This is a genomic window from Mycobacterium sp. B14F4 (assembly GCF_039871645.1).
Lineage (GTDB): Bacteria > Actinomycetota > Actinomycetes > Mycobacteriales > Mycobacteriaceae > Mycobacterium.
Genome location: NZ_JBDPMF010000001.1, coordinates 877,943 through 902,277, shown reverse-complemented (window position 1 = coordinate 902,277; position 24,335 = coordinate 877,943). Strand labels below are relative to the sequence as shown.

Annotated in this window: 31 protein-coding genes; 20 read left to right on the top strand and 11 right to left on the bottom strand. The window is 68.3% G+C overall.

Going from position 1 to position 24,335, the window contains the following annotated elements; all coding sequences use genetic code 11:
* The first annotated feature begins 69 nt into the window (after nt 1–69).
* Genes ABGB19_RS04520 through ABGB19_RS04505 form a run of 4 tightly spaced genes read left to right on the top strand, consistent with a single transcriptional unit; the run spans nt 70 to nt 3,448 of the window.
* Nucleotides 70–741 (top strand): TrkA family potassium uptake protein, encoded by a 672-nt coding sequence (locus tag ABGB19_RS04520; protein WP_347684425.1) that lies wholly within the window; start codon nt 70–72, stop codon nt 739–741.
* Entirely contained in the window at nt 741–1,403 is a 663-nt protein-coding gene (locus ABGB19_RS04515; protein ID WP_347684423.1) for a TrkA family potassium uptake protein, read from the top strand. The genes ABGB19_RS04520 and ABGB19_RS04515 overlap by 1 nt, the downstream gene beginning before the upstream one ends.
* A gap of 55 nt (nt 1,404–1,458) precedes the next feature.
* A complete protein-coding gene (locus tag ABGB19_RS04510; RefSeq protein ID WP_347684421.1) occupies nt 1,459–2,796 on the top strand; it encodes a TrkH family potassium uptake protein in 1,338 nt (445 codons plus the stop codon).
* Nucleotides 2,789–3,448: a TrkA family potassium uptake protein gene (locus ABGB19_RS04505; protein WP_347684419.1), complete on the top strand. Its 660-nt coding sequence runs from the start codon at nt 2,789–2,791 to the stop codon at nt 3,446–3,448. The genes ABGB19_RS04510 and ABGB19_RS04505 overlap by 8 nt, the downstream gene beginning before the upstream one ends.
* Before the next feature lies 1 nt (nt 3,449).
* On the opposite strand, the gene ABGB19_RS04500 is transcribed toward ABGB19_RS04505, so the two are convergent.
* Nucleotides 3,450–4,676: an MFS transporter gene (locus ABGB19_RS04500; protein ID WP_347684417.1), complete on the bottom strand. Its 1,227-nt coding sequence runs from the start codon at nt 4,674–4,676 to the stop codon at nt 3,450–3,452.
* Here ABGB19_RS04500 and ABGB19_RS04495 point away from each other — a divergent pair.
* Complete coding sequence (locus ABGB19_RS04495; protein ID WP_347684415.1) at nt 4,675–4,923, top strand: hypothetical protein; 249 nt, start codon at nt 4,675–4,677, stop codon at nt 4,921–4,923. The genes ABGB19_RS04500 and ABGB19_RS04495 overlap by 2 nt on opposite strands.
* Here ABGB19_RS04495 and ABGB19_RS04490 read toward each other — a convergent pair.
* Both ABGB19_RS04490 and ABGB19_RS04485 read right to left on the bottom strand, forming a co-directional pair.
* Nucleotides 4,905–5,621 (bottom strand): DUF3159 domain-containing protein, encoded by a 717-nt coding sequence (locus tag ABGB19_RS04490; protein WP_347684413.1) that lies wholly within the window; start codon nt 5,619–5,621, stop codon nt 4,905–4,907. The two genes, ABGB19_RS04495 and ABGB19_RS04490, sit on opposite strands and share 19 nt — an antisense overlap.
* On the bottom strand, nt 5,618–5,989 hold the full coding sequence (locus ABGB19_RS04485) for an OB-fold nucleic acid binding domain-containing protein (protein ID WP_347684411.1): 372 nt from the start codon (nt 5,987–5,989) through the stop codon (nt 5,618–5,620). Before ABGB19_RS04485 ends, ABGB19_RS04490 begins: the two co-directional genes overlap by 4 nt.
* Nucleotides 5,990–6,123: 134 nt before the next feature.
* Between ABGB19_RS04485 and ABGB19_RS04480 the strand changes: the two genes are divergently transcribed.
* Nucleotides 6,124–6,825 (top strand): alpha/beta hydrolase, encoded by a 702-nt coding sequence (locus ABGB19_RS04480; protein ID WP_347684409.1) that lies wholly within the window; start codon nt 6,124–6,126, stop codon nt 6,823–6,825.
* Here the strand turns inward: ABGB19_RS04480 and ABGB19_RS04475 are convergent, their stop codons facing one another.
* Both ABGB19_RS04475 and dut read right to left on the bottom strand, forming a co-directional pair.
* Nucleotides 6,826–7,617 carry a DUF3710 domain-containing protein gene (locus ABGB19_RS04475; protein ID WP_347684407.1) on the bottom strand — a complete coding sequence of 264 codons (792 nt, stop codon included), beginning with the start codon at nt 7,615–7,617 and terminating at the stop codon, nt 6,826–6,828.
* Complete coding sequence (gene dut / locus ABGB19_RS04470) at nt 7,617–8,081, bottom strand: dUTP diphosphatase (protein WP_347684405.1); 465 nt, start codon at nt 8,079–8,081, stop codon at nt 7,617–7,619. Before dut ends, ABGB19_RS04475 begins: the two co-directional genes overlap by 1 nt.
* 25 nt (nt 8,082–8,106) lie before the next feature.
* On the opposite strand from dut, the gene ABGB19_RS04465 reads away from it, so the two are divergent.
* Entirely contained in the window at nt 8,107–8,583 is a 477-nt protein-coding gene (locus tag ABGB19_RS04465; RefSeq protein ID WP_347684403.1) for a DUF3093 domain-containing protein, read from the top strand.
* Nucleotides 8,584–8,597: 14 nt separating this feature from the next.
* Here the strand turns inward: ABGB19_RS04465 and ABGB19_RS04460 are convergent, their stop codons facing one another.
* The gene (locus ABGB19_RS04460) at nt 8,598–8,900 is read right to left on the bottom strand and encodes a DUF4193 domain-containing protein (RefSeq protein ID WP_347684401.1); all 303 of its coding nucleotides are present in this window, start codon (nt 8,898–8,900) and stop codon (nt 8,598–8,600) included.
* 167 nt (nt 8,901–9,067) lie between these two features.
* Between ABGB19_RS04460 and cei the strand changes: the two genes are divergently transcribed.
* The gene (gene cei / locus ABGB19_RS04455) at nt 9,068–9,724 is read left to right on the top strand and encodes an envelope integrity protein Cei (RefSeq protein WP_347684399.1); all 657 of its coding nucleotides are present in this window, start codon (nt 9,068–9,070) and stop codon (nt 9,722–9,724) included.
* A gap of 30 nt (nt 9,725–9,754) precedes the next feature.
* Here cei and ABGB19_RS04450 read toward each other — a convergent pair whose 3' ends face one another.
* On the bottom strand, nt 9,755–10,600 hold the full coding sequence (locus ABGB19_RS04450) for an inositol monophosphatase family protein (protein ID WP_347684397.1): 846 nt from the start codon (nt 10,598–10,600) through the stop codon (nt 9,755–9,757).
* Between the two features lie 115 nt (nt 10,601–10,715).
* On the opposite strand from ABGB19_RS04450, the gene ppgK reads away from it, so the two are divergent.
* The 4 genes from ppgK (at nt 10,716) to ABGB19_RS04430 (ending at nt 14,805) form a co-directional block, all read left to right on the top strand.
* Nucleotides 10,716–11,525: a polyphosphate--glucose phosphotransferase gene (gene ppgK / locus ABGB19_RS04445; protein ID WP_347684395.1), complete on the top strand. Its 810-nt coding sequence runs from the start codon at nt 10,716–10,718 to the stop codon at nt 11,523–11,525.
* A gap of 201 nt (nt 11,526–11,726) precedes the next feature.
* Entirely contained in the window at nt 11,727–13,250 is a 1,524-nt protein-coding gene (locus ABGB19_RS04440; RefSeq protein WP_347684393.1) for an RNA polymerase sigma factor, read from the top strand.
* Nucleotides 13,251–13,262: 12 nt separating this feature from the next.
* Nucleotides 13,263–13,673, top strand: a complete 411-nt coding sequence (locus ABGB19_RS04435; RefSeq protein WP_347684388.1) for a YkvA family protein — start codon at nt 13,263–13,265, stop codon at nt 13,671–13,673.
* A gap of 67 nt (nt 13,674–13,740) precedes the next feature.
* Nucleotides 13,741–14,805, top strand: coding sequence for a methyltransferase (locus tag ABGB19_RS04430; RefSeq protein ID WP_347684733.1), 1,065 nt, complete (start codon nt 13,741–13,743; stop codon nt 14,803–14,805).
* 10 nt (nt 14,806–14,815) lie between these two features.
* Here the strand turns inward: ABGB19_RS04430 and ABGB19_RS04425 are convergent, their stop codons facing one another.
* Nucleotides 14,816–15,598, bottom strand: coding sequence for a hypothetical protein (locus tag ABGB19_RS04425; protein ID WP_347684385.1), 783 nt, complete (start codon nt 15,596–15,598; stop codon nt 14,816–14,818).
* Between the two features lie 56 nt (nt 15,599–15,654).
* On the opposite strand from ABGB19_RS04425, the gene ABGB19_RS04420 reads away from it, so the two are divergent.
* Nucleotides 15,655–16,023: a RidA family protein gene (locus ABGB19_RS04420; protein ID WP_347684383.1), complete on the top strand. Its 369-nt coding sequence runs from the start codon at nt 15,655–15,657 to the stop codon at nt 16,021–16,023.
* On the opposite strand, the gene ABGB19_RS04415 is transcribed toward ABGB19_RS04420, so the two are convergent.
* Complete coding sequence (locus ABGB19_RS04415; RefSeq protein WP_347684381.1) at nt 16,020–16,379, bottom strand: DUF952 domain-containing protein; 360 nt, start codon at nt 16,377–16,379, stop codon at nt 16,020–16,022. The two genes, ABGB19_RS04420 and ABGB19_RS04415, sit on opposite strands and share 4 nt — an antisense overlap.
* Before the next feature lie 130 nt (nt 16,380–16,509).
* On the opposite strand from ABGB19_RS04415, the gene ABGB19_RS04410 reads away from it, so the two are divergent.
* Together ABGB19_RS04410 and ABGB19_RS04405 are read left to right on the top strand one after the other, a co-directional pair.
* Entirely contained in the window at nt 16,510–16,704 is a 195-nt protein-coding gene (locus ABGB19_RS04410; protein ID WP_347684379.1) for a hypothetical protein, read from the top strand.
* 64 nt (nt 16,705–16,768) lie between these two features.
* Complete coding sequence (locus tag ABGB19_RS04405; protein WP_347684377.1) at nt 16,769–17,773, top strand: YihY/virulence factor BrkB family protein; 1,005 nt, start codon at nt 16,769–16,771, stop codon at nt 17,771–17,773.
* On the opposite strand, the gene ABGB19_RS04400 is transcribed toward ABGB19_RS04405, so the two are convergent.
* Complete coding sequence (locus ABGB19_RS04400; RefSeq protein ID WP_069416272.1) at nt 17,763–17,999, bottom strand: DUF3039 domain-containing protein; 237 nt, start codon at nt 17,997–17,999, stop codon at nt 17,763–17,765. The two genes, ABGB19_RS04405 and ABGB19_RS04400, sit on opposite strands and share 11 nt — an antisense overlap.
* Nucleotides 18,000–18,064: 65 nt before the next feature.
* On the opposite strand from ABGB19_RS04400, the gene ABGB19_RS04395 reads away from it, so the two are divergent.
* The 3 genes from ABGB19_RS04395 to ABGB19_RS04385 all read left to right on the top strand — a co-directional run bounded on the left by ABGB19_RS04395 (nt 18,065) and on the right by ABGB19_RS04385 (nt 20,409).
* Nucleotides 18,065–18,466: a DUF3099 domain-containing protein gene (locus ABGB19_RS04395; RefSeq protein ID WP_347684374.1), complete on the top strand. Its 402-nt coding sequence runs from the start codon at nt 18,065–18,067 to the stop codon at nt 18,464–18,466.
* A gap of 147 nt (nt 18,467–18,613) precedes the next feature.
* Nucleotides 18,614–19,573, top strand: a complete 960-nt coding sequence (sigB, locus tag ABGB19_RS04390; protein WP_347684372.1) for a sigma-70 family RNA polymerase sigma factor SigB — start codon at nt 18,614–18,616, stop codon at nt 19,571–19,573.
* A gap of 140 nt (nt 19,574–19,713) precedes the next feature.
* The gene (locus tag ABGB19_RS04385) at nt 19,714–20,409 is read left to right on the top strand and encodes an iron dependent repressor, metal binding and dimerization domain protein (RefSeq protein ID WP_347684370.1); all 696 of its coding nucleotides are present in this window, start codon (nt 19,714–19,716) and stop codon (nt 20,407–20,409) included.
* 31 nt (nt 20,410–20,440) lie between these two features.
* On the opposite strand, the gene ABGB19_RS04380 is transcribed toward ABGB19_RS04385, so the two are convergent.
* Entirely contained in the window at nt 20,441–21,481 is a 1,041-nt protein-coding gene (locus ABGB19_RS04380; RefSeq protein ID WP_347684368.1) for a DUF4192 domain-containing protein, read from the bottom strand.
* A gap of 198 nt (nt 21,482–21,679) precedes the next feature.
* Between ABGB19_RS04380 and sthA the strand changes: the two genes are divergently transcribed.
* Entirely contained in the window at nt 21,680–23,086 is a 1,407-nt protein-coding gene (gene sthA / locus ABGB19_RS04375) for a Si-specific NAD(P)(+) transhydrogenase (RefSeq protein WP_347684731.1), read from the top strand.
* 131 nt (nt 23,087–23,217) lie between these two features.
* Nucleotides 23,218–24,207: a PAC2 family protein gene (locus ABGB19_RS04370; RefSeq protein WP_347684366.1), complete on the top strand. Its 990-nt coding sequence runs from the start codon at nt 23,218–23,220 to the stop codon at nt 24,205–24,207.
* The last annotated feature ends 128 nt before the right edge of the window (nt 24,208–24,335 follow it).

Here is a 24,335-nt window from a genome sequence, read left to right as displayed (position 1 = left end):
GGGTGCTGGATGCGACGAACAGCCGTATGACGCCGGGTTGTGGAGGCTGCGGCGGGAAGGGGCCGTCACGTGCGTGTGGTGGTGATGGGTTGCGGTCGAGTCGGGGCATCCCTGTCCGACAGCCTGGCTCGAATTGGTCACGACGTGGCGGTCATCGACCGCGACGGCACCGCGTTTCACCGCCTCAGTCCGGACTTCAGCGGGGAGCGCGTCCTCGGGATGGGCTTCGACCGCGAAGTCCTGCTGCGCGCAGGAATTGAGGAGGCCGGGGCGTTCGCCGCAGTCTCCTCGGGCGATAACTCCAACATCATCTCCGCCCGGGTGGCTCGCGAGACGTTCGGGGTGGAGCGCGTTGTCGCGCGGATCTACGACGCCAAACGCGCCGCCGTTTACGAACGGCTGGGCATACCGACTGTCGCGACGGTCCCGTGGACCACGGACCGGCTTCTCAACGTGCTGCTCCGCGAGACCGAGACGACCAAGTGGCGCGACCCCACGGGCAATGTCGGTGTGACGGAGCTCGCACTGCACGAGGACTGGGTCGGTCACCGGATCACGGACCTGGAACGTGTGACGGGTGGCCGGGTGGCTTTCCTCATTCGCTTCGGAGCCGGGCTTCTGCCGGAGCCCAAGACAGTGATACAGGCGGGCGATCAGGTCTACGTCGCCGCAATCGCCGGCCGCATCGCCGAGGCGCTGGCCATCGCGGCGCTGCCGCCCGGTGAGGAGGTCGAAGGCTGATGAAGGTCGCCATTGCCGGTGCGGGTGCCGTCGGCCGGTCCATCGCCCGGGAACTTGTCGACTCGCACGAGGTCACCCTGCTGGAGCGCAATCCCAGCCACATCGACGTAGACGCCGTTCCCGCCGCGCAGTGGCGTCTCGGCGACGCCTGCGAACTGAGCCTGCTGGAGTCGGTGAAGCTCGAGGAGTTCGATGTGATGATCGCCGCTACCGGCGACGACAAGGTCAATGTCGTGGTCAGTCTGCTGGCCAAGACCGAGTTCGCTGTGCCTCGGGTGGTGGCCCGCGTCAACGATCCGCGCAACGAGTGGTTGTTCGACGAGAGCTGGGGCGTCGACGTCGCCGTGTCCACTCCGCGAATGCTCGCCTCTCTGGTGGAGGAAGCAGTGGCCGTCGGTGATCTCGTGCGCCTGATGGAGTTCCGCCACGGAGAAGCCAACCTGCTGGAGATCACTCTGCCCGACGACACCCCCTGGGGCGGGCAGCCCGTTCGCAAGCTCGAACTGCCGCGCGATGCGGCCCTCGTGACGATCTTGCGTGGCTCCCGTGTCATCGTGCCCGAAGCGGACGTCCCTCTGGAGGGGGGCGACGAACTGCTCTTCGTGGCCACCGCGGAAACCGAAGACCAATTGCGTGACCTCCTGCTGCACCGGCACGGATAGCCTCGACGCCGGCTTCCCGCACGACGCAGCCAGACCGGGGACGTAGCATCTGGCCGTGATCGCCAGCGCGGAGAAGGTACGGCCCGGGCGGGTCATCGTCGCAGCCTTCGCCGTTGCTATCGCGGTGGGCAGCGCCTTGTTGTCCATGCCGATGGCCACCGAATCGGGCCAACGTGCTCCATTGCTGGACGCTGTGTTCACGGCTACCTCCGCGGTCTGTGTCACCGGTCTCGTGACCGTCGACACGGGCACCTACTGGTCGACATTCGGCGAGCTCGCGATTCTGGCGATGATCCAGATCGGCGGACTGGGAATCATGTCGGTCGCATCACTGGTCGTCGTGTTGCTGTCACGACGACTGGGCTTGCGCGCTCGGCTGGTCGCCCAGGCGCAGACCCGAACCCTCACCGTTCACGACGTCGGCCGCGTCATCCGCAATGTTGCGATATTCAGCGTGGTCTCCGAATTGGTGGTCGCCGCGATCCTGGTGGCACGGTTCGCCGCGAAGTACGACATGCCGCTCGGGGAAGCATTGTGGCAAGGCGTTTTTCACTCAGTGTCCGCATTCAACAACGCCGGGTTCTCGCTCTACGCCGACAGCCTGGTCCGCTATGTCGGCGATCCGACCGTGATGCTGACGATCTCGGCAACCGTCATCGTCGGCGGTCTGGGGTTCCCGGTCGTCTTCGAACTGGCGAAGTCGTGGCGCCGGCCCCGCACCTGGTCGGTGACGACGCGGATCACGGTGAGCGTCACCGCGGCGCTGCTGATCGCAGGCACCCTGGTGATCGCGATCGTCGAGCACCGCAATACCGCCACCCTCGGCGACCTGCCTGCGAACCAACGGTTTCTGGCCGCCGTTTTCACCGCCACGATGCCGCGGACAGCAGGCTTCAACGCGATCGACATCGCCGCGATGACGCCCGAAGGGCTCCTGTTCACCGATGTGCTGATGTTCATCGGCGGCGGGAGCGCGAGCACCGCCGGAGGCATCAAGGTGACCACCCTGGGGCTTCTGGCCGTCGTGTTGTGGGCGGAGATCCGCGGCGAGAGCCGCGTCAACGTCGGCGTGCGCCAGGTGCCGGTGGACAACCAGAGGCAGGCGCTCGCGGTCGCGGTGCTGTTCGGCGCCTTGGCCAGTGTGGCCACTTTCGCGCTGCTGCGGATGACCGACCTGCCGCTCGAACCGGTGATGTTCGAGGCCGTCTCCGCTCTGAGCACAGTCGGGCTGTCGACCGGCATCACCGCGACGCTGCCCGATGAGGCGAAGTGGCTGATTACCGTGTTGATGTACGTAGGCCGTCTTGGCCCGCTCACGCTGGCGTCCGCGCTGGCGCTACGGCAACGGGAACGCCGCTACGAGCGGCCTGTGGAGAGGACGATCGTTGGCTGAGAGACGTGAGCCCGTCGTCGTGATCGGACTCGGCCGATTCGGAAGCGCGATCGCGCTGGAGTTGACGCGGCGGGGCACCGAGGTCTTGGCGATCGACGAATCGCACAAGCTCGTGCAGAGCCTGTCCGGTCAACTGACCCAGGTCGTCGCCGCGGATTGCACCGACATGGACGCGCTGCGCGAGCTCGGCGTCGACGAGTTCTACCGCGCGGTGGTCGGTGTCGGAACCGATATCGAGGCAAGCATTTTGATCACCTCGCTGTTGGTCGAACTCGGGGTCGAAGACATCTGGGCCAAGGCCATCACCGCGCAGCACGGCAGAATCCTCGAGCGGGTGGGTGCCACGCATGTGGTGTTCCCCGAGCGCGAAGCCGGCGAGCGGGTGGCGCACCTGGTGTCGGGACAGTTGCTCGATTACCTGCAGGTCGACTCCGACTTCGCCATCGCGAAAGTCAGGCCGCCACACTTCACGGTGGGAAATCCGCTGGGGCAGACCAAGGTGCGCTCGAAGTACGGCATCACGGTCGTGGCGGTCAAGAGTGGCGACGGCGAGTTCACCTACGCCTCCGCTGAGACGGAGCTTTCGTACGGCGATGTCATCCTGATCACCGGGCGGAGCCGAGATATCGACCGCTTCGTCGGAGTCGATTGACTTACAAGCTTTTCGAGTGTGGCACCCGCAGCACTGACCTCAGCGCGCGGCGTGTGCCGGTGGCGGGGCGGCGCGGTCGTGGCAACCCGCGGCGCTCTGGGGCGTCACTCGTGCGGCGTCGCACTGCTCGTTGCGGATGCCCACTGCCGAGACGACCCCCGCGAGCGCCAACAGCGCGGCGGTGATCAGGGCTCCGCGGCGGAAGCCGTCGAAATCGACTGCGCCCCCGACGATCACACCGGCAAGCGCCACCGCGATCAGCCCGGCGATCCGCGAGACCGCGTTGTTGACCGCCGACCCGATGCCGCTCTGCGAAGGGTCGACCGCGGCCCACTGCGGCCGTCAACGGGGACACGGTGACCGCGAGGCCCAAGCCGAAAACCACCACCCCGGGCAGCATCTGGGTCCACAGGTCGACCGGTTCATGCGCCGTGGCCGGCAGCAGGAAACCCACGGCGGCCAGCAGCGGGCCCGCGGCCATGAACATCCGCGGACCGTACCTGCCCGACAACGTCCCGAAGCGGCGCGCCAACAGGAACGACAGCACCGGGATGGGCAGCGTCACGAGCCCCGCCTGGGTGGCCGACAGGCCGGCGGTCTCCTGCAGGAACAGCGCGACGATCAGCATGCCGAGTGACACTGCGGCGTAGAGGAACACGGTGGCGAGATTGCCGACGGCGAAATTGCGGGTGGTGAAGATCTGCAGGGGCATCATCGGGTGGGCCGCGCGGTGCTCCCACAGCGGGAACGCCAGCAGGCACACCGCGCCGACCAGCAGGGCCGCCAACACCGCTGGGCTCCCGTAACCGAGGCACTGACCCTCGATCAACCCGTAGACGACGCCTGTGAGTCCGACGGCGTTCAGTGTCGCGCCGACGACGTCGACTCGGCCCGCAGACCGCGCCCCGAACTCGTCGGCGGGCAGTTTCGACGCCAGGTACAGCGTCACGGCCAGCGGCACGAGGTTTACCCCGAAGATCCACCGCCAGTTGAGCGCGTCGACGAGCAGGCCGCCGAGCAATGGACCGATCACGAAGGCGGTGCCCGTCCACGTGCCGATGGCGCGCGCCTGCGCCGCGCCGGAGAACCGGGCGTTCAGCATCGCCAGCGAACTGGGCACCAGGAACGCGGCGCCGACACCTTGCAGCAGGCGTGCGGCAACCAACACACAGCCCACGGGGGCAAGCGCGCACAGCACCGACGACACCGCGAACACGACGAGGCCCATGCGTCAGCACCGCGAGCCTGCCGAACTGGTCGGAGACCGCACCCGCCACGAGGATCAGCGCACCGAGCGTGAGCAGGTAGCCGTTCAACACCCACTGTTGCAGGGCCAGTCCGCCACCCAGGTCACGGCCGATGGCCGGCAGCGCGAGGTTGACCACGGAACCGTCGAGGAAGGCCACGAACGAGGCCAGTACGGCAACCGCGATCAGCGACCGATCGGTGTCGCCCCTCAGTGGGCATCGGACTGAGTCACGTCGCCGTGCTCGGTGCGCCCCTCGTCGACGGAATCGTGTTGCGCGGCTTGCTCATCGGTGTGGAGGGCACGTTGCGCGGCCCGGATCGCCAGATAGGTCACCAGCGCGGCGACCGCGGTCAGCGGCCAGCCCATCGCGATGCGCGCGACCCCCAGCCAGCCGGTCTGGTCGGCGTCGTAGAGATGCTGCTGCACCACGAAGCGGGAGGCGAAGACGAGCACCCAGAACACCGTCGCGATGTCGAACGCCGTCACCGCCTTGCGCACCCGGCGCCAGTCGCGGCCGTGGCCGTTGACCCAGCTCCAGACATAGCCGACGACGGGGCGGCGGATGAGCACCGACAGCGTGAACACCGTCGCCCACAGCAGCGACATCCAGATGCCCCAAAGGAAGTAACCCTTGGACTCCCCCGTTACGTAGGCGATCAGGGCGCAGATGCCCACGCCGACGAAACCGGAGATCGCGGGCTGAACGGATTCCCGGCGGGCCAGCCGCCACACCAGGATCAACGCGGCCACACCCAGCGCCGCGACGATGGCGGGCAGGAGGCCGAAGAGTTGAGAGACCGGAACGAACGCGACGACGGGCAGCGAGGAGTAGACCAGGCCGCTGAAGCCGCCCATCTGGTCGAGGACAGCTTGGGCCTTCGAGTTTCCGATCGTGGTCCCCGGTTCGGTTCCGGGTTCGCTCACTTCTGGATCTCGTAGTGCGGGTTGTAGATCGCCTTGGAGCCGTTGTCGAGCTTGCCGACGCGGCCGTGCACCTTGAGGGTGCGGCCCGACTCGATACCGGGAATGCGCCGCTGACCGAGCCAGACCAGCATGACCGAATCGGTGCCGTCGAACAGCTCGGCCTTCACGCCCCCGGCGCAGCCCTTGCCGTTGCACTCCACGCTGCGCAGGGTGCCGACCATCGTGACTTCCTGACCGCGCTGACAGTCGATCGCCTTCTGGGCGCCGGTCATCGCGGCTTCGTCACTGAGCTCTTCCACGTCAAGTTGCTCGGGGTCTTCTGTCAGCCGCCGAGTGAGCCGGCGCAGATACCCTTCGGCCGTTGCCATGGCCTCTCCTGACTCATCGCAGATCCACCATGGATCTACCCAATCCAACGCCACGGTAGACCTGTTGGTTCCGATCTGCCACGCGGGGTCGGGTCGGCGCGCCGGGCCGATCTTCGGCCGGGCACGATCGAAGCATGGCGGTCAATCTGCGCGGCGTCACGACGGTCCTGCTCCCGGGCACGGGATCCGACGATGACTTCGTCTACCGGGCGTTTTCGGCGGCCCTGCACGACGAGGGCGCCATCGTCGTCACCCCGGCGCCGCAACCGCACCGGCTCGTCGAGGGCTACCGCGACGCGCTCGACGACGCGGCGCGAGCCGGGCGCATCGCCGTTGGCGGGGTGTCGATCGGCGCCGCCGTCGCGGTCGCGTGGGCGCTGGCCCATCCCAGCCGGGCCGTCGCCGTCCTCGCCGCCCTGCCGGCGTGGACGGGGGCACCACAGTGGGCGCCCGCTGCCGCGGCCGCGCGGCACTCGGCGGAGGTGCTGCGCCGCGACGGTCTGGCCTCGGCCACCGCCGCGATGCGGGCGTCGAGCCCCCCGTGGCTGGCCGACGAGCTGACCCGGTCGTGGCTGGGTCAGTGGCCGTCGCTGCCCGAGGCCATGGAGGAGGCGGCCGGCTACGTCGCACCCAGCTGCGCGGAACTGGAGCGGCTCGCCGTCCCGATGGGTGTGGCCGCGGCGGTCGACGACCCGGTGCACCCGCTCGAGGTCGCCGCCGAGTGGGTGGCCGCGGCGCCGCGGTCGGCGCTGCGCACGGTCACGCTCGACGCGATGGGCACCGCCCCGTCGGTGCTCGGCGCCGCGTGCGTGGCGGCGCTGCGCGATGCGGGCTAGTCAGCCGCCGGTGATGGTGCGCAGCTGCTGCATCGCCGAGCCCTGGGCGCTACGGCGCGCGGCGGGCTGGGCGGGCGGCTGCTGACCTCCCTGCTGAGCCTGCTGGGCCGCGGCCTGTTCGGCCGCCGCGCGCAGCTGATTGGCCATCGGCTCCGGTAGCTCGACGGCCAGCGGCGTGCGCACCGGAAGCGGGGTGTCACCGCGGCGAACAACCGTGTCCGCCAACGCCTCTCGCGCTTCAGCGGTAAGCGCTTCGATGTGGTCCTGCGGGCCGTTGACGACGCAGCGGATCATCCACCGGTAGCCGTCGACGCCGATGAACCGAACCACGCCGGGCTGGACTTCCTGGTTCGGCGGTGTCGCGGCCACGCCGACGACCTCACGCCCCCACGGTCCGTCCTTGATCGACACCTGGGCGCCGTCCTTGCGCAGCGAATCGGCCAGTTCTCCTGCGATGTCGCGCCACAGGCCGCTGGTCTTGGGCGCGGCGTAGGCGGCGACGGTGAACCGCCCGTGCGGCGTGACGACCCAGACCGCGCTGGGCACGCCCTGCTGGGTGAGCTCGACCTGCACCTGTCCCGCTGCGGGCAGCGGGATCAGCACCGAGCCGAGGTCGAGCCGGCCCGTGGCGGCGGCCGACGGGTCGTCGAAGTCCTCGATGTCGAACGGGCCCTCGAGGTCACCGTCGCCCGGATCGACCGTTTCCTGCTGCGCGTGCCTGCCGACGTCCTCGCCGGGGACCTCGCCGACGTCGCCCGCCTCGTCGTTGCCTTTACGCCTACCGAATGCCATCACAAACTCGCATGTCCGCCGGAGGAACCGTGGCCGCCGTCGCCACGGGAGGTGTCACCCAGACCGGCCTCGTCGAACGACGTGACCTCGACCAGTTCGGGCAGCTCGACCCGCTGCACCAACAGCTGCGCGATCCGGTCACCCCGGTGCACGACGATCGGTTCTTGCGGGTCGAGGTTGATCAGCGCCACCTTGATCTCCCCGCGGTAGCCGGCGTCGATCGTGCCTGGGCTGTTGACGATCGAAAGCCCTGCGCGCGCAGCCAGACCCGAGCGCGGGTGAACGAGGCCGACCATCCCGTGCGGGATGGCCACCGCGACACCGGTCGGCACGAGGGCGCGTCGACCGGGCGCCAGTTCCAGGTCGAGCGCGCTGTAGAGATCGACGCCGGCATCGCCGTCATGGGCACGGCCGGGCATCGGCAGCTCCCGGTCCAGGCGCACGACCGCCAGAGAGGTGGACACGACGTCAGAGATTACTCTTGGCCGCGTGTCCGACACGCGCGCCACGTCGCAATCCGTGCGCTACCGCGAACGGCTGTGGGTGCCGTGGTGGTGGTGGCCCCCCGGTCTGGGGCTGGCGGGGTTGATCGCACTCGAGGTCAATCAGGGCGTGCCCGGGCTGCCGGTGTGGTTGCCGTACGCCGTGCTGCTCCCGGTCGCCGTGGTGGTGCTGCTGTGGCTGGGCCGGACTGAGGTGCGCGTGGTCGGTGGCGCAGGCGCGACCGAACTGTGGGTGAATGCCGCCCACCTGCCGGTCGACGTGGTGTCGCGGTCGGCGGAGGTGCCCCGCAGCGCCAAGTCCGCGGCGCTGGGGCGCCAGCTCGACCCAGCGGCCTACGTCGTGCACCGGGCATGGGTGGGCTCGATGATTTTGCTGGTACTCGACGATCCGGACGACCCGACGCCGTACTGGCTGGTGAGCTGTCGTCACCCGGACAAGGTGCTCGCTGCGCTGCGCAGCTGATCGAGCGCGCCCGGTCAGGCGGCGCAGTCCGAGCAGATCATCACGCCGTTCTTCTCGCTGGCCAGCCGGCTGCGGTGGTGCACCAGGAAGCAGCTCGAGCAGGTGAACTCGTCGGCCTGCTTCGGGACGACGCGCACCGACAGCTCCTCGCCGGACAGGTCGGCGCCGGGCAGTTCGAAATTCTCGGCCGACTCGGATTCGTCCACGTCGACCACCGCCGACTGGGCTTCGTTGCGCCGGGCCTTCAGTTCCTCGAGCGAATCTTCAGAGACGTCGTCGGTCTCACTACGCCGCGGGGCGTCGTAATCGGTAGCCATCCTCGTCCCCTCCGATATAAAGCTTGTGCAGCAGAGGTTTGTACCAGCGTGGAACGCATCCGCCAAATGATTCGTGCCCGCATTGGTACGCGTTCCACTGTGATTTATGTCACACCGGCTATCGTGCCACCGGCAGGCGGCGGCAACCGGGGCTTTAGAGTGCATTCGTGGTCGCGCAAATCACAGAGGGCACCGCGTTCGACAGGCACGGTCGCCCGTTTCGTCGCCGGAACTTCCTGCCGGCAATGCTGCTGTTCGTCGCGCTGTCGGTGGTGACGCTGTTTGTCTGGGTCATCGCGCTCAATCAGCCGGCCGATGTCGAGGAACTGGCCGCGTGCAATCCGCCGCCCGCGCCCGCAGACCCGAATGCGCCGCCCCCGACGCTCGGCGAGCAGGTCTCGCGCGCCGACATGAGGGAGGTGACCCCCGCCCGGCTCGCCGACACGAAGATCCAGGTGCTCAACGCCAGCGGGCAGGGCGGCCAGGCCGCCGAGGTCGCGGGCGCGCTGAAGGATCTTGGTTTCGCGGAGCCGACCGCGACCAACGATCCATTGTACGCCACCGCGCGCTTGCAGTGTCAGGGCCAGATCCGGTTCGGGGAATCCGGGCGCGCGGCGGCCGCCGCGATCTGGCTGGTCGCGCCGTGCACCGAACTGTTCGAGGACGACCGCCCCGACGACACCGTCGACCTGGCCCTGGGCACCGACTTCAGCGAGCTGGCCAGCAACGACGACATCGAGGCGGTGCTCGCCAGCCTGCGCCCGGACGCCACCCAGGCCGCCGATCCGGCGTTGGTGGTGAAGGCCCACAGCGCCGCGTGCTGACCCTAAGCCGTTGCCGCGCAATCTGATCGGTCACAGGGCACCCGAGCACCGCAGCGCGGCGTCCAGCGCGGCGGCCACCCCCGGCGCGGCCGCCACGATGAACCCGGGACCGCCGGCCGCCCCGTCCCCCGGCGGCAGGCGCAGGACCGCGCCGGCTTCGGCCGCGATCAGCGCGCCGGCCGCCCAGTCCCAGACGTGCACGCCGTCCTCGTAGTAGGCGTCGAGTTGACCCCCGGCGACCATGCACAGATCCAGCGCGCACGACCCCATGCGCCGCACGTCGCGCACCTCGGGCAGCATCTCGATGAGAACCTGGGCCTGCCGTTGCCGCTGCTCGCGGGCATAGGAGAACCCGGTGCCCACCAACGCCATCGACAGGTCGGCCGCCGCGCTGGCCTGCAGGGGTGACACCACACCGCCGCGCCGGACCCGGGCGCCGTGGCCGAGGGCCGCGGAGTACAGCGCGCCGGTGGGCACGTTGGCCACCGCACCGGCGACCGACGCGCCGCCGCGCTGCACCGCCACCGAAACGGCGTAGGTGTCGAGGCCGTAGACGAAGTTCACCGTGCCGTCGATCGGATCGAGCACCCAGGTGAGCTCGCCGTCGCGCCCGGCCGGCGTGCCACCCTCCTCCTCGCCCATGACGTGGTCGCCGGGGCGCAGCACGGCCAGGCGGTCGCGGATCAGCCGTTCGGTCTCGGTGTCCACGACGGTGACCGGATCGGTCGGTGAGCTCTTGGCCCGCACCTCGGGCGAGTCGGACGTCGCGTCACCGAAGACCTCCGCGCGGCGTCGCAGCACGAACTCCGCCGCCTCGGCGGCCAATTCCTCGGCGACGGAGCACAGCTGGGCGGCATCGGGCTCGGTTTCGGTCACCGCTCCATCGCAGCACAGTTCGCGCTAACCGGTTGCGCGACAGCCCCGCATCGGGTTTGCGGAACTACTAGTGTGGGGCGCACCGCACCCGTCGGCCGCCTGTGAGGAGCGCTGAATGACCGCCACCGATTCACCCGCCGCGGACCCGAGCGTCGACGGCGGCCCGCAGCGCCGCGGGTTCGGCATCGATGTCGGCGGAAGCGGAGTCAAGGGCGGCATCGTCGACCTCGACACCGGGCAGTTGATCGGTGAGCGGTTCAAGCTGCTGACCCCTCAGCCGGCGACACCGGACGCGGTCGCCAAGACCATCGTCGACGTCGTCGCGCACTTCGGATGGGACGGCCCACTGGGCGTGACGTATCCGGGTGTGGTGGTCGAGGGGATCGTGCGCACGGCCGCCAACGTCGACAAGGATTGGATCGGCCTCAACGCCAAGGAGGTCATCAGCGGTGCGCTCGACGGGCATCAGGTGACGGTGCTCAACGACGCCGACGCCGCCGGACTCGCCGAGGAGAAGTTCGGCGCGGGCCGGGACAACACGGGCGTGATCGTGCTGCTGACCTTCGGCACCGGCATCGGTTCGGCCGTGATCCACAACGGCGTGCTGCTGCCCAACACCGAGTTCGGCCACCTCGAGGTCGGCGGCAAGGAAGCCGAGCACCGCGCCGCGTCGTCGGTCAAGGAACGCAAGAGCTGGAGCTACGAGCGCTGGACCGTCGAGGTGACAAAGGTGCTGGTGGCGATCGAGAACGCGATCTGGCCGGACCTGTTCATCGCGGGCGGTGGCATCAGCCGCAAGGCCGACAAGTGGATTCCGTTGCTGAAGAACCGCACGCCGGTGGTGGCCGCGGCGCTTCAGAACACCGCCGGGATCGTCGGCGCGGCCATGGCCGCTGAGGTGGACGTCACAGCTACCGCCAAGTAGCCACGCCCGACCCCGTCGAATTTGCCGCTCAGGACGGCGTCCCCTCACACTGTCGTTACAATGGTCGACGGCGGACGCAGGCCGGATAGCGGCGATCATCACCGCCAATATCCGACAGCCGACGCTTTTCGATGGGGCGCGCCCTCCCCACATGCATGGGGGGCCCCAGCCCGCGATGAGTAGCAAGACGAAAGGGTGTACGTGGCAGCGACAAAGGCAAGCCCGGCGACCGACGAGCCGGTGAAGCGCACCGCCACCAAGGCCCCCGCCAAGAAGGCCGCGGCGAAGGCCGCCAACGGATCGGCGCCGGCGAAGAAGGCCACCAAGGCGGCCACCGCCCGCGCGACGAAGGCCGACACCGGCACCACGCCCGCGAAGAAGACCACCAAGGCAGCGGCCAAGGCGCCCGCCAAGCGTGCGACGAAGGCCAAGGCCGCGGGACCCGCGCCGCGCGGCCGCGCCAAGAAGGGCACCGCTGCCGAGGCGGACGCGACCAAAGCCGCCGTCGAAACCGACGAACTCGCCACCGACGACGACCTCGAAGCCGAGCCCGGCGAGGATCTGGCGGTCGAGGACGCCGATCTGGACCTCGAGGATCTGGTGGTCGACGACGAGCCCGCCGAGGAGGCCGCCGAAGGCGACACACCTGCTGGCAGCAAGAAGGTCAAGGTCGCCGAGCCCGCGACCGCCGAGGACGACGAGATCGCCGAGCCCTCGGAGAAGGACAAGGCCTCCGGCGACTTCGTGTGGGACGAAGAGGAATCCGAGGCGCTGCGCCAGGCCCGCAAGGACGCCGAGCTCACCGCGTCGGCCGACTCGGTGCGCGCCTACCTCAAGCAGATCGGCAAGGTGGCGCTGCTCAACGCCGAAGAGGAGGTCGAGCTCGCCAAGCGCATCGAGGCCGGCCTGTACGCCACCCAGCTGATGAACGAGCTCACCGAGAAGGGTGAGAAGCTGCCCGCCGCGCAGCGTCGCGACATGATGTGGATCTGTCGTGACGGCGACCGCGCGAAAAACCATTTGCTGGAAGCGAACCTGCGTCTGGTGGTGTCGCTGGCCAAGCGCTACACCGGCCGCGGTATGGCGTTCCTCGACCTGATCCAGGAAGGCAACCTGGGCCTGATCCGCGCGGTCGAGAAGTTCGACTACACCAAGGGTTACAAGTTCTCCACGTACGCGACGTGGTGGATCCGGCAGGCGATCACCCGCGCGATGGCCGACCAGGCCCGCACCATCCGCATCCCGGTGCACATGGTCGAGGTGATCAACAAGCTCGGCCGCATCCAGCGCGAGCTGCTGCAGGACCTGGGCCGCGAGCCCACGCCCGAAGAGCTGGCCAAGGAAATGGACATCACGCCGGAGAAGGTGCTGGAGATCCAGCAGTACGCGCGTGAGCCGATCTCGCTGGACCAGACCATCGGCGACGAGGGTGACTCGCAGCTGGGCGATTTCATCGAGGACTCCGAGGCCGTGGTGGCCGTCGACGCGGTGAGCTTCACCCTGCTGCAGGATCAGCTCCAGTCGGTACTCGAGACGCTGTCCGAACGCGAGGCCGGCGTGGTGCGGCTGCGGTTCGGCCTCACCGACGGTCAGCCCCGCACTCTCGACGAAATCGGCCAGGTGTACGGCGTGACGCGCGAGCGCATCCGTCAGATCGAGTCGAAGACGATGAGCAAGCTGCGCCACCCCAGCCGTTCCCAGGTGCTGCGCGACTACCTGGACTGAGCACGCCGCCGCGTGTGGTCGGACTGGTGGTCGCTCCCGCTGAGCATCGCGGCCGGAGTGCTGCTTCTCTGGCTGGTGCTGGTGGCCGTGCTGTGGTTCACCCGACCGGACGACACCGGCCTGCGCGACGTGCTGCGATTGCTACCGGACATCCTGCGCCTACTCAAGAGACTGGCCGCCGACGCGACGCTGCCCAGACGCGTCCGGGTTCAACTGGCTTTGTTGCTCGGCTATCTCGCGCTGCCGATCGACCTGATCCCCGACTTCATCCCGGTACTCGGTTATGCCGACGACGCGATCGTCGTCGCGCTGGTGCTGCGTTCGGTCACGCGCAGCGTGGGTTCTGAGGCACTGGAGCAGCACTGGCCCGGCACGCCCGACGGATTGGCCGCCGTGCGTCGGCTGTGCCGGCTGCCTCGTTGAGCGCAGGACCGGCGGCGAACCGGTAGTGTCTCGGGCCGTGTCCGACAAGCCCACCCGAGTTCCACCCATGCCCGTCGTTCGCGCCATCGACCGGCTGCGCGCGGGGCTGCAGAGCCTGCACCGGTCGACGGCGCCACCCAGCGTCGCCCTGCTCGAGATGGCCACCGGCGCCTGGACCACGCAGACGATGTACGTCGCCGCCAAGCTGGGTGTCGCCGACGAGCTGGCGGGCGGCCCGGCCCGCGCGGCCGACATCGCGCCACGCGTTGGCGCCGACCCGGATGCGCTGTACCGGTTGATGCGCGCGCTGGCGGCCAAGGGCCTGCTGCGCCATCGCCGCAACGACACCTTCACCCTGACCAAGGTGGGCGAGGCGCTGCGCTCCGGCGTACCCGGGTCGATGCGCGACATGGTGCTGTTCATCGGGCACCGGGCGCGGTGGGAGGACTGGGGCGGCCTGTTGCACTCGGTGCAGACGGGCGAGCCGTCGGTGCTCAAGCTGCGCGGCATGCCCTACTGGGACTACCTCGAGACGGATCCGGAACTCGCGCAGGTCTTCAACGACGCGATGACCGCGACGAGCGGCATGACGAACGAAATCGCGCTCAGTGCATACGATTTCAGCGACTTCAAGCTGATCGTTGATGTCGGCGGCGGCCACGGCCTGCTGCTGTCCACCATCCTGCACCGCGCGCCCGGCGCTCGCGGGCTGCTCTTCGACCTTCCCGCCGTCGTCTCCGGCGCCGACACGGTGCTCGCGGCCGCGGGGGTGGCCGACCGTTGTACGGCCGAGGGCGGCTCGTTTCTCCAAGGGGTGCCCGCGGGGGGTGACGCCTACGTGATGAAGAACATCATCCACGACTGGGACGACGAGTCGTCGTCGACGATCCTGCGCAACATCCGCACGGCGATCGCACCGAACGGCAAGCTGCTGTTGCTCGAGATGGTGCTGCCGGAGCGCACCACGTCGTTCATCGGGTACCAGCTCGACCTGGAGATGCTGATCACCGTCGGCGGCCGCGAGCGCACCCGCACGGACTACGCGAAGCTGCTGAGCCGCGCCGGTTTCCGGCTGGACCGGGTCGTCGACACGGTCACCCCGCTCTCGATCGTCGAGGCCTCACCGGTCTGAGCCCGCCCGCTCACCGCTTCTTGTCGCGCACCTTGTATGTCGAGGGCCACGACTCGCGGGTCTCGTCGCCGGTCAGCGGTATGCCCTTGCTGCCAATCTTGATGTCGTAGGCCTCCTTGCCGGGACCCACTTCCCGGTTGGCGTGTTCGGTGGCGAGGTAGATCAGCTGATCGATCTCGGCCTCGGCGAACGCGACGAAGGACGTCTTGCGGACGATGTCGTCGGCGCCCGCGGCGATGCGGTCGGGCAGCACCCTGGTCGCAAATGCCGCGCCGGCCAACAACGCGAACGGGACGACCCAGTAACAGATGAACGACAGCGGCGTCTTGGTGTCGAGGATCGTCGCGTCGCCGTAGACGATCGGCGGGATCGCCGACGACACCGTCATGCCGCCGAAGACGCCGACCCAGATCCAGGTCAACAGGTTGGTGATCCTGGCGAAGAGGTCGCTGTTGACGACGTGCGGCGGTTGACCGACTTCGGCGAACTCGCGCACGAACGGCCTGCCCATCAGCACGCCGACCAAGGTCACGAGGAAGATCCCCAAGTTGCTCAACGGCTGCATCCACCGTTCCATGAACGACTGGTCGAGCGTGAAGGTCAACACCGTCAATACCAAAAATGTTGCGAGAGCGCCGACTTCGAGCGTCCGCCCCGGTCCTCCGCGGAACCGGCCCACCGCGAACGCCACGACGGCGACTGCCAGGGCGATCAGGACGGCGACGGAGAACGGCACGTTGCCGACGAGCACCCAGTACACGATCCACGGCGCGAGACCTAACAAAATGCCCACGATCTGTAAGTGTACGTAGCGGGGTGCCCGCCGTCGGCGTGCCCTACTTTGTAGCCATGTCGCCGCGCCGCAACGTGTCTTCGGGGTCGCCCTTCGAGGCCGTCGTCGGCTACTCGAGGGCCGTGCGCACCGGCTCCCACGTTGCGGTGGCGGGCACCACCGGCACCGGGCCCGACGTCGCCACCCAGGCACGAGACGCCCTGCGCCGCGTCGAGGCAGCGCTGCAGGAGGCCGGAGCCTCACTCTCCGACGTGGTGCGGACACGCATCTACGTCACCGACATCTCACACTGGCAGGACGTCGGGGCGGTCCATGCCGAGGTGTTCGGCGACGTCCGTCCGGTGGCGACAATGGTCGAAGTATCGGCGTTGATCGCGCCCGAGTTGCTCGTCGAGATCGAAGTCGACGCGTACGTCGCCGATTAGTCCGCGAGCGGAGCGAACCGGCCGTCCACCCCGGGCTGGTACGGCGTGACGTTTATCACAGCCGTTAATGGCAAAGCTCCATACAGATGTGGGAACACCATCCCCGCGGGATCGGCGGGGACACCGGGTTCCCAGCGAACGGGAGAGGACAGTCGTGCGGCATCGATGCGGAGCAGCACCAGATCGGTCCGGCCGGCGTACAGCCGGTTGGCCGGCAGGTGCACCTGCTCGGGCGTCGACAGGTGCACGAACCCGTTCGCGGTCAGCGAAACCGGGCGGTGCTCCCCTAGCGCTTGCGCGGTCCGCCACTCCTCTTTGCTGCACAAGTGGACCAGCACGGCATTCTGCGAGGTCATACCGCCAGCCTGCCGTGCCGGCAACTCGACGTAACGGTGAGACACGACACACCGGTAAACAGCTTGGGAACAAGGCCGGAAGCCAAAACGTCTGAGACAGTGGATGCACGCGAACAGTACGGAGGTCGCAATGACACAGGCAACGCTCACCAGTCCCCCGTTGACTCGGGCCGACCGCTGCGATCGTTGCGGTGCCGCGGCTCGCGTTCGCGCCAAGCTGCCGTCAGGCGCGGAGTTGCTGTTCTGCCAGCATCACGCCAACGAGCACGAGGCCAAGCTGATCGAGCTGGCCGCCGTCCTCGAGGTCAGCCCGGTGGAGGCATAGCACCCGACACGGTCACCCGGCGCGCTGGGCGCAAGGACGCTCTGTCAGGGATGCTGGACTGGTCATGACTGACCAGTCCCAGCCGCTTCCGCTGCGGCCGTCGCGCCACCACCTTCGCCACATCGCGCGGCGCACCCTGTCGAAGAGCTGGGACGACTCGATCTTCTCGGAGTCAGCTCAGGCCGCGTTCTGGTGTGCGCTGTCCCTGCCGCCGTTGCTGCTCGGCATGCTCGGGAGCCTGGCCTACGTCGCGCCCCTGTTCGGCCCGGAGACACTGCCGACGATCGAGAACCAGATCATCAGCACGGCGAACAGCTTTTTCTCGTCGAACGTGGTGCGCGAGATCATCGAGCCCACGGTCCGCGACATCGTCAGGGGCGCCCGCGGCGAAGTGGTCTCGCTCGGTTTCGTGATCTCGCTGTGGGCGGGGTCGTCGGCCATCTCGGCCTTCGTGGACTCGATCGTCGAGGCGCACGACCAGACGCCGCTGCGACACCCGGTCCGACAGCGGTTCTACGCGCTGGGCCTGTACGTGATCATGCTGATCATCGCGATCGCGGCGGCGCCGTTCGTCGCGCTCGGCCCCATCAGGGTTGCGGCCTCGATCCCGGACAGCTGGGACCATGTGCTGCGGTTCGGCTATTACCCGGCGGTGTTCGTCTGCCTGGGCCTCGCGGTGCTGGTGCTGTACCGGGTGTCGCTGCCCAAACCGCTGCCGACACACCGACTGCTGCTCGGCTCGCTGCTGGCCGCGGTGGTCTTCCTGCTGGCCACCTTCGGGCTGCGCGTCTATCTGACCTGGATCACCGCGACCGGCTACACCTACGGCGCGCTGGCGACGCCGATCGCTTTCCTGTTGTTCGCCTTCTTCCTCGGCTTCGCGATCATGATCGGCGCCGAACTCAACGCCGCGATCGAGGAGGAGTGGCCCGCTCCGGTCACCCACGCCAAGCGGTTCCGGTGGTGGTTGGCGGAGAAGGCGGAATCGCTCAACGGCGGCGGGGTCGAGCCGCAGGCGACCGCCGGGCCCGCAGCCGCGGCGGCCAAGGCCGACGGCGCTACTTCTTGAGCTGCTCGTAGATCCGCTTGCAGTCCGGGCACACCGGCGATCCGGGCTTGGCGGACTTGGTCACCGGGAACACCTCGCCGCACAGCGCGACGACGTGGGTGCCCATCACCGCGCTCTCGGCGATCTTGTCCTTCTTGACGTAGTGGAAGTACTTGGGAGTGTCGCTGTCGGTCCCGTCGTCGACGCGTTCGTCGGTGTCAGTGCGCTCGATCGTCTGGGTCTGCATCTGCCTATTGTGCCCGTAAGAAATCCGACCCGTACAGCGGTGGACAACTGTGGAACAGTGGAGGTATGAAACAAAGCCCCGAGCTGAGTTTCGACGACGACGGCCGGCCCGTCCTGATCACGCGCGCCGCCCCCGCCTACGAAGAGCAGCACCGCCAGCGGGTCCGCAAGTACCTGACCATCATGTCGTTCCGAATCCCGGCTCTCATTCTGGCCGCGATCGCATACGGCATCTGGCACAACGGCCTGATTTCGTTGGCGATCCTCGTGGCCTCGATCCCCCTGCCGTGGATCGCCGTGCTGATCGCCAACGACCGTCCGCCGCGACGTCCCGAGGAGCCGCGCCGCTATGACGCGACGCGCCGCATCCCGCTTATCCCGACGGCCGAGCGCCCGGCACTGGAAGGTCGCATCGTGTCATCGCCGCAACCGGACGCCGACGGGCCGAAGGGCGATGTTCCCAGCTGAGGAGCTTCTGGTCCTTTTCTAAGGACATTCTCAGGTCGAGGAAGAAAAACCGCTGATCAGAACGTGTGAACCGGCCCATGGCCGGGAACTCTTTGAACCTCGTGGGCGTTGTAGCTCATGACAGTTCGACTTGATCAGGAGGCCGTCATGGCAAATGCCACCACCATTCGCGTCGACCACGACCTGGACGCCCAGAGTCCGGCCGCGGATCTCGTGCGCGTGTACCTGAATGGTATTGGCAAAACGGCCTTGCTCAACGCCGCGGACGAGGTGGAACTCGCAAAGCGCATCGAGGCAGGGCTTTACGCCCAGCATCAGCTCGACACGCGGAAGCGCTTGGGCGAGAACCGCAAACGTGATCTTGCCGCGGTTGTGCGCGACGGCCAGGCGGCCCGCCGCCATCTGCTCGAGGCCAACCTCCGGCTGGTCGTGTCGCTGGCTAAGCGTTACACCGGCCGCGGCATGCCCCTGCTCGACCTGATCCAGGAAGGCAACCTCGGTCTGATCCGCGCGATGGAAAAGTTCGACTACACCAAGGGATTCAAGTTCTCGACGTACGCCACGTGGTGGATCCGGCAGGCGATCACCCGCGGCATGGCCGACCAGAGCCGCACCATCCGGTTGCCGGTCCATCTCGTCGAGCAGGTGAACAAGCTGGCCCGCATCAAGCGGGAGATGCACCAGAACCTGGGACGCGAGGCCACCGATGAGGAACTGGCCGCCGAGTCCGGCATCCCGGTGGAGAAGATCAACGATCTGCTCGAGCACAGCCGCGACCCGGTGAGCCTCGACATGCCGGTCGGCAGCGACGAGGAAGCGCCGCTCGGCGACTTCATCGAGGACGCCGAGGCGATGTCGGCGGAGAACGCGGTGATCTCCGAGCTGCTGCACACCGACATCCGGCACGTGCTGGCCACGCTCGACGAGCGCGAGCAGCAGGTGATCCGGCTGCGCTTCGGTCTCGACGACGGCCAGCCGCGCACGCTGGACCAGATCGGCAAGCTGTTCGGGCTCTCCCGCGAACGCGTCCGCCAGATCGAGCGCGAGGTCATGGTGAAGCTGCGCAACGGCGAACGCGCCGACCGATTGCGCTCGTACGCCAGCTAGACCAGCCAGACCCCCCACACACGATCCCCGCCGGACGCCCGGCGGGGATCGTGTCCTGTCGTACGCGTCGGCGTCGGCGATGTAACAACGCAGTTCAGGCCCTCAGCCCGGTAGACTCGCCCCAGACGAAGGGTTGGCTAATGAATGATCTTGTCGATACCACCGAGATGTACCTGCGGACCATCTACGACCTCGAGGAAGAGGGCGTGGTTCCGCTGCGTGCGCGCATCGCAGAGCGGCTTGATCAAAGCGGCCCGACCGTCAGCCAGACCGTATCCCGGATGGAACGCGACGGCCTGCTGCACGTCGCGGGTGACCGCCACCTCGAGCTGACCGAGAAGGGTCGCGCACTGGCCGTGGCCGTCATGCGCAAGCACCGGCTGGCCGAACGGCTGCTGGTCGATGTCATCGGCCTGCCGTGGGAGGAAGTGCACGCCGAGGCCTGCCGCTGGGAGCACGTGATGAGCGAGGACGTCGAACGCCGTTTGGTGCAGGTCCTCAACAACCCCACCACCTCCCCGTTCGGCAATCCGATCCCGGGCCTGTCCGAGCTCGGCCTGATCAGCACGTCGGGCAACCCCGACCAGATGAACCTCGTCCGGCTGACCGAGCTGCCCGCCGGCATGCCCGTCGCGGTGGTAGTCCGCCAGCTGACCGAGCACGTCCAGGGCGACGCCGACTTGATCAGCAGGCTCAAGGACGCCGGCGTGGTGCCCAACGCCCGCGTGACCGTGCAGGCCAACGATCACGGCGGCGTGATGATCGTGATCCCCGGCCACGAGCAGGTCGAGTTGCCCCATCACATGGCGCACGCCGTCAAGGTCGAAAAGGTCTGAGCCAGCGGATAACTCGGCCACCGCGGGTAGGTCATCCGGCCCGCCGGCCGAACACCTGCCGCGGCGGTAGCCGCACCCCCAGCCGGTCCGCCAACCGGTAGCCGGTGATGGCCAGCTCGCGTATTCGCTCCGGGCGCATCCCGGATTGCAGCGCGGTGTCGAGCATGCCCGCCATGCGGTGCGTGCCGTCGCACCGCAGCGCCGCCTCCAACGACGCACCCGCTAGCGGCCCATCGCCGCGGACGTAGGCCGAGAACGCCAGCAGCACCAGGGCCTCGACCCGCCATGGCGCGGGGAGGCGCCGCGACATCTCGGCCCACAGCGACTCGGCCTGCCCGGCGGTCTCCCCGACCGCAAGGGCGTACAACGTGTCGCGCACCTGCAGATCGGTCAGCGCCCGGGCCAGGCGCGCCAGCGTGCCGTCGGGAAGTTCCTCGCCGTCGGCGACTCGCGCGGCGGCCGCCATGGCGGCCTCGATGTCGTCGCGCGCGTCGGCGTCCGAGCGGTCGCCGGGAGCGTCGTCGATGAGGCCGGCCAACGCAGCGGTGCGGGCCGGATCGGTGATCGCGATGACGTCCTGCAGTTCGGAGCGGCGGCGGTAGAGCCTGCGCCCGTCCAGGACGGCAGCCATGGCCAGCGGTGACGCCGACGGGTCTTCGACGGTGCCGCCGTTGCCGCAGCCGTCGACGCAGTGCCACCGCCCGCCGGCCGCGACCCTGTCAACGACGTGGGCGGCGAGCAGTTCGATTCCCCGGTCGGCCAGCGTCGTCTCCAGCGTCGCCACCAGGTCGCGATATTCGTCGTTGCACATCCGGCAGCCGGCCCCCTCCTCGTCGACGACGACGACGATCGCGGCGTCGGGCCTGGCCGCGGCGGCCACCTCGGCCATCTGCGCGACGGTGTCGGGCAGTTCGTCGTTGAGGTCGACGCGCATGACGCACCCCAGCGAGCCGTGTTCGACCGTCACCAGCACCAGGGATTTCTCCGGGACGAAGCCGAGCACGGCGGGCAGCGCGGCGATCAGCACGCCTGGGCGGTTGAGCTGGAAGTCGGGTGAATGCGAAGTCGTCATGGCCCGACCTTGTCCACCCGAGGTGACCGCGATGCGCACGTCGGCATCCGCAGCGCCGGGAGTGTGGATGAATTCGCGATTGGGGACAAGCCGACCGCGCGTCGGCGCGAGGAGAACGCCCGATTAATTCACATGTCGTTGCTGCCGGTCGGCGTGCGGGATCGACGCAATGGGCGTACACCTTTTGCCATGGGTTCCATGCTGGAGTACGACCTGGTCGTCATCGGTTCCGGTCCGGGTGGCCAGAAAGCCGCGATCGCGGCGGCGAAGCTCGGCAAGACCGTCGCGATCGTCGAGCGCGGACGGATGCTCGGCGGGGTGTGCGTGACCACCGGCACGATCCCGTCCAAGACGCTGCGCGAGGCCGTGCTCTACCTCACCGGAATGAACCAGCGCGAACTCTACGGAGCCAGCTACCGCGTCAAGGAGAAGATCACCCCGGCTGATCTGTTGGCGCGCACCACGCACGTCATCACCAAAGAGCAGGACGTCGTCCGTTCGCAGTTGATGCGCAACCGCATCGACCTCATCCAGGGGCACGGGCGGTTCGTCGACGCGCACACCGTTCTGGTGGAGGAACCGATGCGCGGCGAGCGCACCACCGTCAGCGGGGATCACGTCGTGATCGCCACCGGCACCAAGCCCGCGCGGCCGGCAGGCGTGGAGTTCGACGAGTGCCGCGTGCTCGACTCCGACGGGATCCTCGACCTGAAGTCGCTGCCCGCCACGATGGTGGTGGTCGGCGCGGGCGTGATCGGCATCGAGTACGCGTCGATGTTCGCCGCGCTGGGAACCAAGGTCACCGTCGTGGAGAAGCGCGACAGCATGCTCGACTTCTGCGATCCCGAGATCGTCGAAGCGCTGAAGTTCCACCTGCGCGACCTGGCGGTGACGTTCCGGTTCGGCGAGGAGGTCACCGCCGTGGATGTCGGTTCGGCCGGCACCGTGACGACGTTGGCCAGCGGTAAGCAGATCCCGGCCGAGACGGTGATGTACTCGGCGGGGCGCCAGGGCCAGACCGAGCACCTCGACCTCGGCAACGCGGGTCTGGAGGCCGACAGGCGCGGGCGCGTCACCGTCGACAGCAACTTCCAGACCAAGGTCGACCACATCTACGCCGTCGGTGACGTCATCGGGTTCCCGGCGCTGGCCGCCACGTCGATGGAACAGGGCCGACTGGCCGCCTACCACGCGTTCGGGGAGCCGGCGAAGGGAATGACCGACCTGCAGCCGATCGGGATCTACTCGATTCCCGAGGTGTCGTACGTCGGCGCCACCGAGGTGGAGCTGACCCGCAACGCCATCCCCTACGAGGTCGGGGTGTCGCGCTACCGCGAGCTCGCCAGGGGCCAGATCGCCGGCGACTCCTACGGCATGCTCAAGTTGCTGGTGTCCACCGACGACCTCAAGCTGCTGGGCGTGCACATCTTCGGCACCAGCGCCACCGAGATGGTGCACATCGGCCAGGCGGTGATGGGCTGCGGCGGCACCGTCGAGTATCTAGTCGACGCGGTGTTCAACTACCCCACGTTCTCGGAGGCCTACAAGGTCGCCGCGTTGGACGTGATGAACAAGCTGCGCGCGCTCAGTCAGTTCCGCGGCTAGCCGTTACGCCGTCGGCAAACATTGTCGGGCGACGGCATGGGTTGAGCAGCAACGGGAACGCAACGTGCGCGACACTAGTTGTCACTGGTACGGACGTAACCGTTCTGGCACCACGGCGAGGAGGCAGACAGATGGCTGACAACGCTGGTCACCCCGAGCAGCACTACCAGCCCGAGCAGTCCGGCATGTACGAGCTGGAGTTCCCCGCGCCGCAGCTGGCGTCGTCCGACGGTCGTGGTCCGGTGCTGATCCACGCGTTGGAAGGGTTCTCCGACGCCGGCCACGCCATCCGGCTGGCCGCCCAGCACCTGAGGAACACCCTCGACACCGAACTGGTGGCGTCCTTCGCCATCGACGAGCTGCTGGACTACCGCTCACGGCGCCCGCTGATGACCTTCAAGACCGACCACTTCACGCAGTACGAGGATCCCGAGCTCAACCTCTATGCGCTGCGCGACAGTGTGGGCACGCCATTCCTGCTGCTCGCCGGACTGGAGCCGGACCTGCGCTGGGAGCGGTTCATCACCGCGGTGCGGTTGCTGGCCGAGCGGCTCGGGGTGCGCCGAACCATCGGCATGGGCACCATCCCGATGGCGGTGCCGCATACCCGCCCGATCACGATGACGGCGCACGCCAACGACAAGGAGCTGATCGCCGACCACACGCCGTGGGTGGGCGAGGTGCAGGTGCCCGGCAGCGCGTCGAACCTGCTCGAGTACCGGATGTCGCAGCACGGGCACGAGGTCGTCGGGTTCACCGTGCACGTCCCGCACTACCTGGCGCAGACGGACTATCCCGCGGCCGCCGAAGCTCTGCTGGCCGAGGTGGCGCGCAATGGCTCGCTGCAGATCCCGCTCGACGCGCTGGTGGAGGCGGGCGCAGAGGTGTTGACGAAGATCAACGAGCAGGTCGACGCCAGTGCCGAGGTCGCCCAGGTGGTCGCCGCGCTGGAGCGCCAGTACGACGCCTTCGTCGCCGCCCAGGAGAACCGGTCGTTGCTGGCCAGCGACGAGAACCTGCCCAGCGGCGAGGAACTGGGCGCCGAGTTCGAACGGTTCCTGGCCCAGCAGGCCAAGGACAAGAACAAGGACCGGTTCTCCGACGGCGACGACAACCGGTAACTCCCCCGCCGGCCGTCCTCGCGAGACGTACACCAGGGCCGTGGTGGGCCTCGGAATCACGACCCCCGTGTAGCTCTCGCGAACGCGGGGAAGCTCGGCGTCGAGAATTCGCGCGATTCGCGAAGGCC

Coding starts and splice junctions, on each gene's coding strand:
- ABGB19_RS04495 (WP_347684415.1), top strand. CDS start 4,675: ATGCGTCAGCACCGCGAGCCTGCCGAACTGGTCGGAGACCGCACCCGC.
- sthA (WP_347684731.1), top strand. CDS start 21,680: ATGCTGGAGTACGACCTGGTCGTCATCGGTTCCGGTCCGGGTGGCCAG.
- ABGB19_RS04430 (WP_347684733.1), top strand. CDS start 13,741: ATGCCCGTCGTTCGCGCCATCGACCGGCTGCGCGCGGGGCTGCAGAGC.
- ABGB19_RS04460 (WP_347684401.1), bottom strand. CDS start 8,900: ATGGCTACCGATTACGACGCCCCGCGGCGTAGTGAGACCGACGACGTC.
- ABGB19_RS04475 (WP_347684407.1), bottom strand. CDS start 7,617: ATGGCATTCGGTAGGCGTAAAGGCAACGACGAGGCGGGCGACGTCGGC.
- ABGB19_RS04485 (WP_347684411.1), bottom strand. CDS start 5,989: ATGGCAACGGCCGAAGGGTATCTGCGCCGGCTCACTCGGCGGCTGACA.
- ABGB19_RS04410 (WP_347684379.1), top strand. CDS start 16,510: ATGACACAGGCAACGCTCACCAGTCCCCCGTTGACTCGGGCCGACCGC.
- ABGB19_RS04400 (WP_069416272.1), bottom strand. CDS start 17,999: ATGCAGACCCAGACGATCGAGCGCACTGACACCGACGAACGCGTCGAC.
- ABGB19_RS04420 (WP_347684383.1), top strand. CDS start 15,655: ATGTCGCCGCGCCGCAACGTGTCTTCGGGGTCGCCCTTCGAGGCCGTC.
- ABGB19_RS04480 (WP_347684409.1), top strand. CDS start 6,124: ATGGCGGTCAATCTGCGCGGCGTCACGACGGTCCTGCTCCCGGGCACG.
- ABGB19_RS04405 (WP_347684377.1), top strand. CDS start 16,769: ATGACTGACCAGTCCCAGCCGCTTCCGCTGCGGCCGTCGCGCCACCAC.
- ABGB19_RS04380 (WP_347684368.1), bottom strand. CDS start 21,481: ATGACGACTTCGCATTCACCCGACTTCCAGCTCAACCGCCCAGGCGTG.
- ABGB19_RS04500 (WP_347684417.1), bottom strand. CDS start 4,676: ATGGGCCTCGTCGTGTTCGCGGTGTCGTCGGTGCTGTGCGCGCTTGCC.
- sigB (WP_347684372.1), top strand. CDS start 18,614: ATGGCAAATGCCACCACCATTCGCGTCGACCACGACCTGGACGCCCAG.
- ABGB19_RS04395 (WP_347684374.1), top strand. CDS start 18,065: ATGAAACAAAGCCCCGAGCTGAGTTTCGACGACGACGGCCGGCCCGTC.
- ABGB19_RS04415 (WP_347684381.1), bottom strand. CDS start 16,379: ATGACCTCGCAGAATGCCGTGCTGGTCCACTTGTGCAGCAAAGAGGAG.
- ABGB19_RS04515 (WP_347684423.1), top strand. CDS start 741: ATGAAGGTCGCCATTGCCGGTGCGGGTGCCGTCGGCCGGTCCATCGCC.
- ABGB19_RS04370 (WP_347684366.1), top strand. CDS start 23,218: ATGGCTGACAACGCTGGTCACCCCGAGCAGCACTACCAGCCCGAGCAG.
- ppgK (WP_347684395.1), top strand. CDS start 10,716: ATGACCGCCACCGATTCACCCGCCGCGGACCCGAGCGTCGACGGCGGC.
- ABGB19_RS04385 (WP_347684370.1), top strand. CDS start 19,714: ATGAATGATCTTGTCGATACCACCGAGATGTACCTGCGGACCATCTAC.